Origin of the sequence: Polynucleobacter sp. SHI8, assembly GCF_027944005.1 — a bacterium.
Classification (GTDB): Bacteria; Pseudomonadota; Gammaproteobacteria; order Burkholderiales; family Burkholderiaceae; genus Polynucleobacter.
In genome coordinates, this window is record NZ_AP027204.1 from 1,865,219 (window position 1) to 1,879,276 (window position 14,058).

Sequence of the window (14,058 nt, forward strand, 5' to 3'; positions counted from 1 at the left end):
ATATTTTTATTTATTTAGTTTATTTAACCTAAAGTTTTCTTATGCTTTGCCGTAATAGTAAGTAAGCCTTACTACTTGTCTAATTCTTTGACAATTTTTCTCCAAAATATCTATATAAATAAAGGGTTTAGCCCTAAAGAAAAAAACTTAATACTTTTAAAAAAGTTTATATTTTTACTAAAGTTCCCATGCATCCTGTCGTTAATGTTAGTAAGCCTCATCCATTCGTCGAAGTACCAGTAATGAAGGAGATTTACTATGCCAGCTGTCATCAGTACTAACATCACATCATTAATTGCGCAGAATAATTTATCAAAGACGCAAGATGCATTACAACTTACCATTCAACGCTTATCATCAGGACTCAGGGTTAACACTGCAGCCGATGATGCATCTGGATATGCAATTTCAAACCGCATGGACGCACTCATTCGCGGTATGGCAGTTGCCTCCAGAAATGCCAATGATGGTATTTCATACTCACAAACTACTACTGGGGCTCTTTCACAAATTACGAATAATTTACAACGTATGCGTGAACTGGCTGTACAAGCTGCAAACGGATCAAATTCTTCATCAGATACATCGTTACTCAATCAAGAATTTAACCAATTGCAGACGGAAGTAAATCGTATTCAACAAAGCACAACATTTAATGGTGTAAACGTTTTCCAAAACAGAGATACAGTATTTCAAATCGGTTTTGGTACATCATCAAATGATCGCGTTAATATGGTTAGTAATGCATTAGTTAGTTCTCAAGCATTAGGCACTACTACCATTACAGACAGTTCTGCAACCGCATCTTATTTGGATATTGGATCTGCTGTTTCCATTGCAAATACTTATGCCGCAGCATCGGTTACAGGAACTGCTAACCAAATTGCATATGTTTATAACGCTACAGTTGACGCAGTGAACTCCAATCAGAAGCTTTCATTTACAGCAAAAAACGATATCCTCAATACATTGTCTGCAATCAACAGTGCTTATAACTCTTCTGGCCTCACTGCTGCAACAGTTACTACGGCAAATTTTTATGCTGATACAGGCAAAGTCGTTGGTTCTGTAGCTGCTGGTGTTGGTACAGTTGCTACTGCAGGTGCAAAGACATTGAATATCACATTAGCAGTTGCTAACGGCACAAGCATTCCAAGCACAACATTTGCCACAGATTCTCTTGGAACTAACCCTGTTACGCAAGCTGTAAGCTCTGCAGCTTTATCCATTAATGTCAATGCTGCTTCAGTGGCTGCGACTGCAGGTACTTTAAATTACACAAGTAATACAGCTGCTAACGGTCAAACGAATGCATTAGCTGCCATTTCTGCGATTGATAATGCTCTTACAGAAGCGAATAATGCGAGTGCAATTCAGGGTGCGATTCAAAATCGCTTCTCTGCTGTTATTAGTAATTTGTCTGCATTTAGCTTGAGCCAGTCAGCTGCAAGAAGTCGTATTGTTGATGCTGACTTTGCCGCTGAAACCTCCAAACTTGCAAAGAATCAAATTTTGCAGCAAGCTGGTACAGCGATGTTGGCGCAAGCAAACCAATCACCAAGTTTTGTTTTGACACTACTGAAGTAATTGGTTTGAAAAGTTTTACCTAAGAGTTTAGGGGGGATAACCTCCCCCCATTTTTTAATATCCAGATATGCAAGTTGTATTGCATGTTTGAAGAATTAACTATAAGAGGTTATTGATGACCTTATCTGTAAATACCAATGTGACTTCGTTACTTGCTCAGTATCAACTGAACAAAACGGATAACTCACTACAAGCTTCGATTCAAAGATTATCATCGGGCCTAAGGATTAATTCGGCGGCTGATGATGCGTCGGGCTATGCAATCTCTAATCGGATGTCGTCCATTATTAGTGGCCTTTCGACTTCTGTTCGCAATGCAAATGACGGGATATCCTACTCACAAACTGTGACTGGCGCCCTGGGTTCATTGAGTGATAACTTACAAAGAATGCGCGAACTTGCGATTCAATCACTAAATGGCGATTACTCCAATGCTGACAAGGGTTTGCTCGAACAAGAATACAACCAACTGCTCGCTGAAAATGTGCGGATTCAAGCAACGACCTCTTTTAACAATAAAGCTGTTTTTAATACTACTTGCACAACCATTCAAGTAGGGTACAGAAATAACCTCCAAGATCGTATCTCTCTAAATAGCTTAGCTTTAACAAATACAACTGCTGTAAGTACAACGCGTCTTACGGAAACCCCAACAACGACAGAGGCCTATGATTTAGGGCTAGTAATTAATGCTGCCAAAACTACAGTCGATGGATCTGGTCAATCTACCGCCACCTATGAATCTGTGCGCGACGCAACTCTTCAGGCACTTAATTCTGCGGACAAGATTAACACTTCGCAAAAAGCTGAATTAACAAATATTGTTAATAATTTATACACAACTGAACTATCGATTAACGCCGGTGTTTCAACATATGCAAATGATTTAAATCGATTAATGGGCGCTAGCATCTCTGGCGCAGCTTTTGTTCCGGCAAGTCCGGTTAATGCATCGATTTCAGGAGCTTCTCTAAGTACTATAAATTCCATTCCATCTATTAGTGGAAGTATTTCGAATGTCTTGACCTCAGCACAATCAGCTGGATCGGTAGGTGCTGCAAAGACTATCATCGATGGCATCCAGAACAATCCTTATATTTCCACGACTGGCAAAACTTCTATTGCGAATGCGGTCACTTCGCTCTATACACAATATCAGAACTCGACTAATGTTTCAGGATTTGTCAGTAATGTACAAAACGTTTTACTTGGTTCCAATACTGTTACTCCAAGCTCTGTAACGATGATAGACGGCCTGACCTCTGGTAATCGCGCGATTGAACAAGCAAATGCATGGTACACGGATGCAACACCAAATACGATGCAATCAGTCATGAACGATGCAAGTAAAAATACGGTTAGCTTATTGCAAACTGCTTTTGTGAGTTCAATTAACTCCTCAACCCTAGATAGCGCCACAAAAACATCTTTAGTTACAGCCGTTGGTAATTTGTCTACTTTTGCTACGAATGTGGGAATGAGTTTTGGGAATTACAAAACAAATCTACAAAATTTGATTACCAATGGAACAGTTTCTCCATCTGGCACATCGGTAACTTTAAGTGCCGCAGGAATCAGCGCTATCGCGGGTACGGCTGGCTCAACGCCAAATACTTTGATTGGTAATGCCATTAACAGTGCAACGCCTACCTATTCAGCAATATATACCGCAGCAATGATGCAAATTACTAATTTAGCTAGTTCAGGAATTATTTCAAGCAGTGTGCAATCGAATTTAAATACCGAAATTACCAATTTATATAATCAATCGAATTACCCTTCGGGAGCAAATACCACTGTCCCACAATTTAATTCAGACATGCAGAAACTTTTTGGTATAGGAGCTACAGGATCAGTTGGACCATTTAGTACCACCACTTCTTACCAAGTTACTGGTGGCACGAACTCTCAACTTCGCGTAGTTCCAACAGGTGTCACTTCCACACAAAATGGCACGACAGCAGTCAACACTATTGATAGCGCTTTAAATGAAATCAATATTGCGAGTGCGCAACAAGGCGCTTTCCAAAATCGATTAACGGCAGTGATTAATGATCTCAGAACTTTCAGCCTTTCACAATCGGCAGCCCAAAGTCGGATTCAAGATGTTGATTTTGCAAAAGAAACAACTGATTTAGCGAAAAATTTGATATTGTCCGATACCGGGTCTGCGATGTTAGCTCAGGCTAACTCTACTCCTCAAGCAGTGATTTCACTCTTACAAAGTGGGGTACCAAGTGACTCGATCGCAGCCAACTCACTTTTGCCGGAATTGTTCCCCTCTGGTAATTTAGGAGGCTCGGGTAACCTGATGTCAAATGGCATGCAATTGAACTGATCAAATTAAGTCATTTTTACCCTTTAATTAGGCTATTAATAGTCGTTATATCTGTCAGAATGATTCTTATCTGAAGTACAGATGAGAATTGAAGCAATATCCCCTGATAGATTGAATTGTCATCAAATCTTCATAAGATTAAAGAAACGTAATTAAATACCGTAAAAGAATATATATAAATGTTTTTTTACTGGGAGGATGATATGGATGCGATTGTTAAAACAATGGGGGCAACTACAGCAACTGTGCAGCCCGTAGTGTCGAATATCGAAAATAAGGTCAAGAATAGTCTCTCCACGCCTTTAGAAGCAAAACCAAAAGATGAGGCTCCTTCTTCACAAGTGAATCTCTCTCCAAAGGCTCAGTCTATCCAGGCTACTGGTTTGACGAGTGTTCAATTTGACGCAGATCCTGAGTCAGGAAAAGCAGTTGTAAGCGTCATTTCAAAAGATGATAATACGGTTATTCGTCAAATTCGTTCGCCGATTTCAGTAACACAGGTCAAACAATTGGACGCCCAACCTGCTGCTGCTCAATCAATTAATACGACAGCTTAAGTCTTAGGGATACATGGCCACTATTTCATCTCCAGGTATTGGTTCTGGTTTAGATACTGCAGGTATTGTCAGCAAGCTAATGGCGGTTGAGGCGACTCCCCTCAACCAACTGACTAAATCCCAAGATAGTTATCAAACCAAAATCACTGCCTATGGCCAAGTTCAAAGTAGCTTATCTCAATTTCAGTCTAGTGTTCTAAGTCTTAGTAATATTAATACTCTAAAGACGGTTAACGCCACATCTTCCGATACCTCGATTCTGAGTGCCACCACGAGCGTTGGTGCTGTAGCTGGCAATTATGCGATTACGGTAAATCAATTAGCCCAGTCACAGCAATTGGTCAGCAACGGTCAGTCTAGCTCCACAGCCGCGATTGGTTCTGGGTCTTCAACAGTAACTTTCGATTTTGGCACCATCTCCGGCACTAAAACCAACTCTAAGTATGACACTGGGACAACGTTTACTTCCAATGGTATTGCCAGTAAGTCAATCACCATTGACTCGAGCAACAATACGCTCAGTGGTATCCGCGATGCAATTAATGCCGCAGGTATGGGTGTAACAGCTTCTATTATTAATGATGGTAGCACCTCCCCCTATCGCTTACTGTTAACGAATAACCAAACTGGCGTTGCCAACAGTATGCGCATCTCGGTTAGTGGGAATGCCTCTGTATCAAGTCTTCTGTCTGAAGACCCTGCAAATCCTACTGGTCAAAATTTCCAAGAAACAACTGCAGCACAAAATGCAAATTTAACAATTTCTGGGGTTGCTGTTACCAAAGCGTCGAATGTCATTACCGACGCAATCTCAGGTGTGACGATGACTTTGAATAAAACCAATGTTGGTAGCACTGTCAATCTCAATCTCACCAATAATTCAAGTGGGCTTGGAACTTCCATCACCAACTTAGTTTCCTCGTATAACTCTCTTAATACATCATTAAAGAGCTTAACAAGCTATGATCTCACTACCCGAAAAGGTGCAGATCTTTATGGTGAGACAACGATTACCGCGATACAACGTCAAATTAAAAATGTCGTTTTATCAGCCTTACCCGCTGGCTCCAATAGCTATACGGTACTTAATAACATCGGTATTACTTTTCAAAAAGACGGTTCTTTAGCGGTCGATAACATGAAGCTCAACAATGCAATTAGCTCAAATTACAGCGCAGTTGCTAATTTATTTGCGGCAAATGCAACGGCTTCAGACTCTCTCATACAATTTACTAGCTCGACATCAGATACTGCTCCAGGCTCTTACCCTGTAAATGTCAGCACGATGCCCACCCAAGGAAAACTAATTGCTGGCGCAGCTCCGTCTAGTCTCACGATTGGGGCAGGGAATAATTCTTTAGCCATAACATTAAATGGTACTGCTTCAACGATTCAGTTAACGAATGCTACATATGCCAATATCTCTGATTTGGCTGCCTCCGTTCAAGCGCAAATTAACGGTACATCAGCATTTACTAATCTAGGCGCGTCAATTAGTGTGACTGCTGATGGAACTGGTAAGTTAAATTTTGTATCCAATCGTTATGGTGGAGCTTCTTCAGTAGCCCTCAGTGGTGATGCTTCATCTAACTTATTAGGTGGAACTTCTGGCACTTCGACTACTGGTTTAGATATGGTGGCAACTCTCAACGGTGCTTCTGCACTTACCTCTGGTCAATTCTTATTAGGTCCTCTGAATACGCCGCAATCCGGTCTTAAATTACAAGTCATCGGTGGGACAACTGGTGCCCGAGGAAGCGTTACCTATACCAAGGGTGTAGCGTATCAATTAAACCAATTAATAAACTCTCTCTCAGGTACGAATGGCTTAATTACTACTCGTACAACTGGTTTAAATACAACCATTAAACAAATTGAGTCTCAAAAGACTCAAATGCAAGCGCATCTAAACATATTACAAAAACAGTATCAATCCATTTATTCAGCTCTTGACACTACGATGGCAACCTTGAACTCAACGTCGACTTATTTAACTGGTCAGTTAAGTTCAATTGCTGCAACATCGAATTCGATAGCATCTAGAAAATAAATTAATTCATATGACTAACTAAGGAAATTAGACATGTTTAACACTTATAAAAATCCCGCTAAAGCGTATGCCTCGACCAATATCGAGTCGAATGCGATTGCAGGAAACCCGCATAAATTAATTGCCATGTTGTATGAAGGCGCCTTAATCGCGATCCTTCAAGCTGAACATCATATGAAAAAAAATAATGTGATGGAAAAAAGTGCTGCCATCTCCAAAGCTAGCGATATTATTTTGATGGGTCTGGATGCTAGTTTAAATATGGAAGAAGGTGGTGAAATTGGTCAAAATTTACACGCCCTTTACTCCTATATGTGTCAACAACTGATCATGTGTAATTTACATAATGATGTGAACAAGTTAAAAGAAATCTACGCTCTTTTACTAGAGTTGAAAAATACTTGGGATGCCATTGCTCCTCGGGCAGAAAGTAAATCTCTCTCAGCAAATGCATTTGCTGCTGGCAGCGCTCCTCAAACAAGTACCTTTACTCCTGCGAGCGCGTAATGAACGTAATGAACGAAGAAACTGTGATTCATTTGTACGAAAACGTCCAAACGATTACCCATGAAATGCTCTTAGCTGCTCAGATGAAAAACTGGGAAGAGTTTTATCTCTTAGGTAAACAATGCGATCAAGAGGTCAATACTCTTAAAAGCTTCGACGCAGTTGCAAAGCTCTCTGGTCAGTTACTCGATCGTAAATTTGAGTTGGTACAAAGTATTCTAGGAACTGACCGTGCGATTCGGAAAATAACGGAGCCATGGATGCAACAAATTGAATCGCTTCTTAAAAATAACTCATCATCCATGAAATTAGACATCGCTTACAATTCAGGAGCATACTAATTTAAGGAGTTCATATGGCTGACTTGCCAAATTTGAATCTGGTAAGTGCTCCAAGCGTTTCTTCTACTGCAATCCTGCGGAGTACCGCTGTTATTGGCGACGCAAGGATTGAAGGGCAAATGCGTTTTGACCAACTCGAAGTTGGCAAATCTTTCCAAGCAGTCATTACTTCCATGATGCAAGATGGTAAGGCAACTGTGCAATTTAGCCCTATACCTCCCCAAACTCAGGGTACACAGTTACAAATGCAGCTTCCTCCTGGACTTGGTGTTGGAGATACGATCCAATTAAAATTAGTCAAGCCCGCTCCCGATGTTGCATTTCAACTGAACAATCCAAGCTTATCCTCCAATCCTGAAAGTGTTGATTTAAGCTCAGGTGCAAAACTGTTAAACCAATTACTCCAAACTGCGGATCCAAATAATCCTCAAACGAATCACATCAAGGGCAATCAATCACTACTGCCTATGACGCCTACTGATATCAAACAAATGGCGAGTGATTTACCAGGCCATTTACATCAAGCAGTCCAACTCAGCGGGGCTTTTTATGAGTCTCACCTAAAAGAATGGGCAAACGGTGAACGCTCACTCGAACTCGTCAAACAAGAACCACAAAACCAAACTAAAGCGCTCCTCAAAAACTCGCCTGATCAACCCATTGAATCACCCCAAACGCAACTCATTCCAGCACAACTCAATGCCCAAGAAAATCGGCAATTTATTTGGCGTGGGGAATTAATTCCAGGGCAAGCTTTTGAATGGCAAATTAAGGATGACACTCCCAAGCAATCCTCCAATACAGTTGCTCCAGAGGAAAAATCTTGGCAAACTTCGGTGAAGTTTCATCTGCCACAACTCGGACAAATACATGCGGTGATTAACTTAGCGGGTAACTCTGCTGGTTTTAGGATTTCAGCTCAACAACCAGATTCAGCCAATCTTCTCATCCAAGCAAAAGATCAATTACATCTCTCATTAGAAGCCACAGGAACTCAAATGACCCAATTCTTAGTTGAAAAAGATGGATCAAAGTCCTAAAAACTTAAAAAATGCGGTGGCACTGGCTTATGGCGCAGGCTCTAAAGCTCCGGTTGTGGTTGCCTCAGGTAAAGGCGTCATTGCTGAACAAATTATTCAACTCGCCAAAGAGAATGGGGTTTATGTCCATGAATCAAAAGAACTAGTTGCACTCTTGATGGATATTGATCTTGACCAAGAAATTCCAGCAAATCTATATCTAGTAGTTGCAGAACTTCTTGCTTGGCTCTATCAAATTGAAGCTGCGATTCCCCCAGCTCTCAAAGCAGGTTCAAAATAAAGCCTGCTTAAATTTGCATATTCATGATGGTTTGATATGCAGAAGCCAACTTATTTCTGACTTGAACCGTTGATTGCAAAGCGATATTGGCCTTTTGACTTGAGATCATGACATCTGATAAATTGACATTGTTGTCGCCTAGGGCAAAACGCTTTCCTAAATCATTGGAGTTCTTCTCCATGCTGGAGACTTCACTAAGATGTGCTTTGAGTGCTTGTGCAAAATCTGCGCGGGGAGCATTGGAAACTCCACCTAAATCACCATTACCCATAGGGTTAATGGGTCTTGCATTTTTAGTTTGATCAACAGTAGAGCGAATCTGCGCAAGCATTTCTTGAATCGCCGCACTTCCAATTGCTGTCACCATCTTGATTTCCTCATATCAAATAAGTCATTACTCTCCAATGGATATCATCATAGCCAAGCATTCTAGATTTAAGTCAACGATTAAAGGCCTTTTCTGCCCCTTATTCATCTCAACAAGTTCATGCAAATTAGGCAAAATAGGGTCTGAAAATTAAATCTTTCTATTTTCTTGAATGATTTACGCTTTTTGAACTAACTTATATTTTGAACTAGAACATTATAAATGGCTACAAATCCTCCATCACCCAATAGCTTTATGGGATTTTTTCAATCGGCGTTAGGTAGAAATCTTGCCTTAGGGGCAGGCCTTGCATTGGTCTTGTCGATCATGGCGGGGGTGTTTCTGTGGGGTCAAAAACCTACCTATGGTATTTTGCTTACCAACTTCTCAGATAAAGATGGTGGTGCCATCATCGCCTCCCTTCAGACCATGAACGTTCCTTATCAGTTCTCTGAAGGTGGTAATGCAATCTTAGTGCCTGCAGAGATGGTCTATGATGCTCGTCTTAAATTAGCTGCACAGGGTTTACCGCGTGGAGGTAATGTTGGGTTTGAACTGATGGAGAACCAAAAAATGGGTACTTCTCAGTTCATTGAGCAGGTGAATTATCAACGTGCTTTAGAAGGTGAGTTAGCAAGAACGATTTCTTCAATTGGGGTCGTGCAAGGGGCTCGTGTTCATCTTGCTATCCCAAAACAGTCAGTTTTTGTGCGGGAGAAACAAACCCCTACGGCTTCTGTATTAGTGAACCTCAACTCCGGCAGAACGCTCGATAAACAACAAGTCAATGCGGTCATTCACCTGGTTTCTAGTAGCGTACCTGAACTCACTTCCAATGCAGTGACCGTTGTGGATCAAACCGGCAAACTTCTATCGGGAAATGATAAATCAGCGAACGATACCGCCCAACTTGACCCCGAACAAATGAAATACGTCAAAGAGATTCAGGATAGTATTAGAAAACGAGTTGAATCCATCTTAATTCCAATGGTGGGGGATGGTAATGTCCATGCTCAAGCAACTGCGGAAATTGATTTCACGAGAAGTGAACAAGCTACTGAATCTTATAAACCAAATGCTACTCCTGAAACGAGTTCGGTTAGAAGTCTGCAAACGAAAGAAGCTGCAAGTATGGAGCCTGTTACTGCAGCTGGCATTCCAGGTGCGGCATCAAATCAAGCGGGTAAAGCCCCTGCAAATAAAGCAAGTACTGCACCGGTAACCACCGCCCAACCAACTCCAACGAACACACAAAAAGATAATACGGTTAATTACGAGCTTGATAAAACCGTCAACTATGTTTCTAAATCGATGGGTGGTATCAACCGTTTAAGTGTTGCAGTTTTAGTAAACCATAAAAAAGAGGTGGATGACCAAGGCAAAGCCACATATCGCGCTCTCAATGATGATGAAAAGAATCAAATCACCCTTCTTGTTAAAGATGCTATGGGCTTTAATCAGGATCGTGGTGACTCTTTAAATGTCGTCAACAGTTTATTTACCGAACCAGAAAAAGAAGAAGTAAAACCTGATCCAATCTGGAAGCCATATGCAACGATGTCTAATGCAAAATCAATTTTTCAGTATTTAATTACGGCAATTGTGTTATTCATTCTGTACAGTAAGGTACTAAAACCATTACTAAAGAGAATTAATGAAGACGGGATTGGTACGTCGGCAGGTTCGACTCAACTAGCTACTGCAGGTGGTGCTCCTGGTGTTACGAATACTGAGTCAATGGGTAACAATGAACCAAATGAGCCTTCTCAAAACCCTCAATTTGATGCGAGTGGCAATGAGGTAACTCCTCAACGTTCAAGACGTAATTTTGTCAAACAAAGTAAAGATAGTTTAGAACTTGCTCAAGAAATGGCCTCTCAAGATCCGAAGATTGTTGCTGGAATCATCAAAAATTGGGTAAACGAAAATGAGTGAAAACGGAATCAATAAAGCTGCTGTTTTGATGCTCGCTCTTGGTCAGGATCGTGCTGCCGAGGTCATGAAATACTTAGATAGCCGTGAAGTACAGAAGGTCGGTTCTGCAATGGCGGTGATGTCCAATATCAGTGAAGACACTCTGAATGATGTCCTAGACTCATTTAGTGATGAAATGTCAAAAACCACAGCCTTGGGGATCAACTCAGAGGAATATATTCGTGGGGTTTTGACTTCAGCATTAGGTGAAGAAGATGCTGGATTTTTGATTGGCCGAATTTTAGATCGTCGGGGATCTACTGGTATTGACAGTTTGAAATCAATGGAAAGTAAAGCAGTTGCCGATTTGATTGAAAATGAACATCCGCAAATTATCGCTACTATCTTAGTTCACTTACCTCGCTTCCAAGCGAGTGCTATTTTGGCAGAGTTACCCTTGCATGTGCGTAATGATGTAGTTCTACGAATTGCTACCCTAGATGGTGTACAACCTGCTGCTCTGAACGAGCTCAATGACGTATTAACTAAATTACTTACCATTAGCGATAACTCGCAAAAACGTGACCTTGGTGGCGTTCGTGTAACTGCTGAAATCATGAACTTTTTAAATGGCGACACAGAATCATCAGTGATGAATGGTCTCAAAGAATTTAATCCAGAACTTGCCCAGTTGGTCAAAGATAATATGTTCGTCTTTGAAGACATTATGACTTTAGATGATAAAAATGTTCAATCGATTTTGGCAGAGGTTTCTTCTGATGTATTGGTGATCGCTCTCAAAGGCGTTAAAGATGAGTTACAAGAGAAAATTCTAAATAATATGTCGCAACGCGCTGCAGAAACTTTAAGGGAAGATTTAGAAACAAAAGGTCCTGTACGTGTGGCTGAGGTAGAAGCGCAACAACGGGAGATTTTACAAGTCATTAATCGCATGATTGAGGAAGGTAAAATCAACCTCAAAGTAACAGATGATGATTATGTCTAATACGCCATTAGAAAAAAATCCACCATTCATAGCAACACGCTGGGAACTCAACACTTTAAAAGAAAATAAGCAGGATTTATCCAAAAATCCTCTGATTGCTAAATTGGCTCAAGAGCTGATTGATAGTAAAGAAAAAGCTGTCCAAGAAGGTTTTTCTAAAGGCTATGAAGATGGCAAACAAGCAGGTCATTCTGAGGGTTTGAATACTGCCATGTTGGAGGGTCAACAACACATTCAAGAAGCGGTTAATTATTTATCTGAAATCACGTTTAACTTACAAAAGCTATATGCGTATTCAAGAGAGCATATCTCTCAAGAAATCATTGACCTTTCGATTGATTTAGCGCGGGCAGTAACACTACGATCCATTGAAAAACAGCCCGATATCATTTTCGATGTGGTAGAAAAAGCGCTCGAGCAAGTCCCTATCCTTCAATTGCCAGCAAAACTTCTCTTAAATCCTCAAGATGCTCTTCTCATTGAAGCAAATCAGGGGCGATCTTTAAGTGATGCTGGATGGCGCATTGTGCACGATCATGGTATTTCTCGTGGTGGTTGTCGTCTGGAAACAGGTAGTCATGATGTGGATGCCACGATTGAAAAACGTTTCGAAAAAATGATGGCAGCACTGGGTAAAGACCCCTCCCTACTCTCGGGTTCAGAGCAATGATCGCTGAAGATGAGTTTGAACTCAAATCTTTCCTCAATTATTGTCAACGCAAAGTTGCTCAAACGAACTTATTTCAGGTCAATGGTAGGATCGTTCGGGTAGCGGGTTTGGTGATGGAGACGGTTGGACTGCAGTTACCAATCGGCAGTCCTTGCCATATCCCTTTACCCAATGGAAAGCGTGTTGAAGCTGAAGTTGTAGGATTTGAAGGTGGTCGATTATTTTTAATGCCTCTTGGTGATGTAGAAGGTGTCAAACCAGGGGCAGTAGTTGTTCCCTCTGAACCCCCACCAACACCCATTCATTTTGATCAAATCACTCAAGAGATCCAAAGTGCGAGTGTTAAAGGAAGGGGATTACCCGTTGGCGATCACCTTCTCGGGCGTGTTCTAGATGCTACTGGCAAACCCCTTGATTTAGGCCCTCCAATTGATGGGTCTGTAACCGCCCCGATGTATTCTCCTCCCATCAACCCACTTCGAAGAGCGCCAATTAAAGAGGTGTTAGATGTCGGAATCCGTGCCATTAATTCTTGTTTGACGGTGGGTAAAGGGCAACGCATGGGTTTATTTGCAGGATCGGGTGTTGGCAAAAGCGTGCTACTTGGCATGATGGCCAGATACACCACAGCAGATATCGTAGTCGTCGGCTTAATCGGTGAGCGGGGTCGAGAGGTGAAGGAGTTTATCGAGGATATTTTAGGAGAGGATGGTTTAGCAAGGTCTGTAGTGGTCGCCGCCCCAGCAGATAATCCTCCCCTATTGCGTTTACAAGGCGCTTTTTATGCAACGGCGATTGCTGAATATTTTCGGGATCAAGGTAAAAACGTTTTATTAATTATGGACTCACTAACCCGTTATGGTATGGCTCAACGTGAAATTGCTCTAGCGATTGGTGAACCTCCAGCTACAAAAGGTTACCCGCCATCCGTTTTTGCAAAAATCCCGGTTCTGATCGAGCGTGCGGGCAATGGCTCAGAAGGTGGGGGTTCGATTACTGCTTTTTATACGGTTCTGACTGAAGGTGATGACCTGCAAGATCCGATTGCAGACTCTGCAAGGGCGATTTTGGATGGTCACATCGTTTTAAGTAGAGAATTGGCGGATGCTGGGCACTACCCCGCTATCGATATTGAGAAATCAATTAGTCGTAGCATGCACACGATTACGGGTGAAGATCAACAAAAACTCATGCGCAAGTTAAAACAACTGGTCTCACGTTATCAAAGAAATAGGGATTTAATCAATGTTGGGGCCTACAGCGCTGGTAGCGACCCCGTTTTAGATGAAGCAATTGCCAAAAATAGCCAAATTGAGGCATTTTTACAGCAAGGTATTTTAGAAAAGGTAACCATTCCTCAGAGTTTAGGGGAACTTTCCTCTCTTTTCTAAGCTTTAAATA

Annotated in this window: 13 protein-coding genes; 12 read left to right on the forward strand and 1 reads right to left on the reverse strand. The window is 41.4% G+C overall.

What is annotated here, in order from left to right; genetic code table 11:
* Positions 1-258 precede the first annotated feature (258 nt).
* From QMN06_RS09360 to QMN06_RS09395, 8 genes are all read left to right on the forward strand, one after another.
* A complete protein-coding gene (locus QMN06_RS09360) occupies positions 259-1,587 on the forward strand; it encodes a flagellin (protein WP_281969856.1) in 1,329 nt (442 codons plus the stop codon).
* 115 nt (positions 1,588-1,702) lie between these two features.
* On the forward strand, positions 1,703-3,925 hold the full coding sequence (locus QMN06_RS09365) for a flagellin (protein ID WP_281969857.1): 2,223 nt from the start codon (positions 1,703-1,705) through the stop codon (positions 3,923-3,925).
* Positions 3,926-4,104: 179 nt separating this feature from the next.
* Positions 4,105-4,482 carry a flagellar protein FlaG gene (locus QMN06_RS09370; RefSeq protein ID WP_281969858.1) on the forward strand — a complete coding sequence of 126 codons (378 nt, stop codon included), beginning with the start codon at positions 4,105-4,107 and terminating at the stop codon, positions 4,480-4,482.
* Positions 4,483-4,495: 13 nt separating this feature from the next.
* Positions 4,496-6,532: a flagellar filament capping protein FliD gene (fliD, locus tag QMN06_RS09375; protein WP_281969859.1), complete on the forward strand. Its 2,037-nt coding sequence runs from the start codon at positions 4,496-4,498 to the stop codon at positions 6,530-6,532.
* Between the two features lie 33 nt (positions 6,533-6,565).
* A complete protein-coding gene (gene fliS, locus QMN06_RS09380) occupies positions 6,566-7,039 on the forward strand; it encodes a flagellar export chaperone FliS (protein WP_281969860.1) in 474 nt (157 codons plus the stop codon).
* A complete protein-coding gene (locus QMN06_RS09385) occupies positions 7,039-7,380 on the forward strand; it encodes a flagellar protein FliT (RefSeq protein WP_281969861.1) in 342 nt (113 codons plus the stop codon). Before fliS ends, QMN06_RS09385 begins: the two co-directional genes overlap by 1 nt.
* A 14-nt stretch (positions 7,381-7,394) precedes the next feature.
* Complete coding sequence (locus tag QMN06_RS09390) at positions 7,395-8,420, forward strand: flagellar hook-length control protein FliK (protein ID WP_281969862.1); 1,026 nt, start codon at positions 7,395-7,397, stop codon at positions 8,418-8,420.
* Positions 8,404-8,700, forward strand: a complete 297-nt coding sequence (locus QMN06_RS09395) for an EscU/YscU/HrcU family type III secretion system export apparatus switch protein (protein WP_281969863.1) — start codon at positions 8,404-8,406, stop codon at positions 8,698-8,700. The genes QMN06_RS09390 and QMN06_RS09395 overlap by 17 nt, the downstream gene beginning before the upstream one ends.
* Before the next feature lie 7 nt (positions 8,701-8,707).
* On the opposite strand, the gene fliE is transcribed toward QMN06_RS09395, so the two are convergent.
* Positions 8,708-9,067, reverse strand: coding sequence for a flagellar hook-basal body complex protein FliE (gene fliE, locus QMN06_RS09400; RefSeq protein ID WP_281969864.1), 360 nt, complete (start codon positions 9,065-9,067; stop codon positions 8,708-8,710).
* Positions 9,068-9,289: 222 nt separating this feature from the next.
* Between fliE and fliF the strand changes: the two genes are divergently transcribed.
* From fliF to fliI, 4 genes are read left to right on the forward strand one after another with little or no spacing between them, the layout of a single operon-like run.
* The gene (gene fliF / locus QMN06_RS09405; RefSeq protein ID WP_281969865.1) at positions 9,290-11,002 is read left to right on the forward strand and encodes a flagellar basal-body MS-ring/collar protein FliF; all 1,713 of its coding nucleotides are present in this window, start codon (positions 9,290-9,292) and stop codon (positions 11,000-11,002) included.
* On the forward strand, positions 10,995-11,987 hold the full coding sequence (gene fliG / locus QMN06_RS09410; protein ID WP_281969866.1) for a flagellar motor switch protein FliG: 993 nt from the start codon (positions 10,995-10,997) through the stop codon (positions 11,985-11,987). Before fliF ends, fliG begins: the two co-directional genes overlap by 8 nt.
* A complete protein-coding gene (locus QMN06_RS09415; RefSeq protein ID WP_281969867.1) occupies positions 11,980-12,657 on the forward strand; it encodes a FliH/SctL family protein in 678 nt (225 codons plus the stop codon). Before fliG ends, QMN06_RS09415 begins: the two co-directional genes overlap by 8 nt.
* Positions 12,654-14,048, forward strand: coding sequence for a flagellar protein export ATPase FliI (gene fliI, locus QMN06_RS09420; protein WP_281969868.1), 1,395 nt, complete (start codon positions 12,654-12,656; stop codon positions 14,046-14,048). Before QMN06_RS09415 ends, fliI begins: the two co-directional genes overlap by 4 nt.
* The last annotated feature ends 10 nt before the right edge of the window (positions 14,049-14,058 follow it).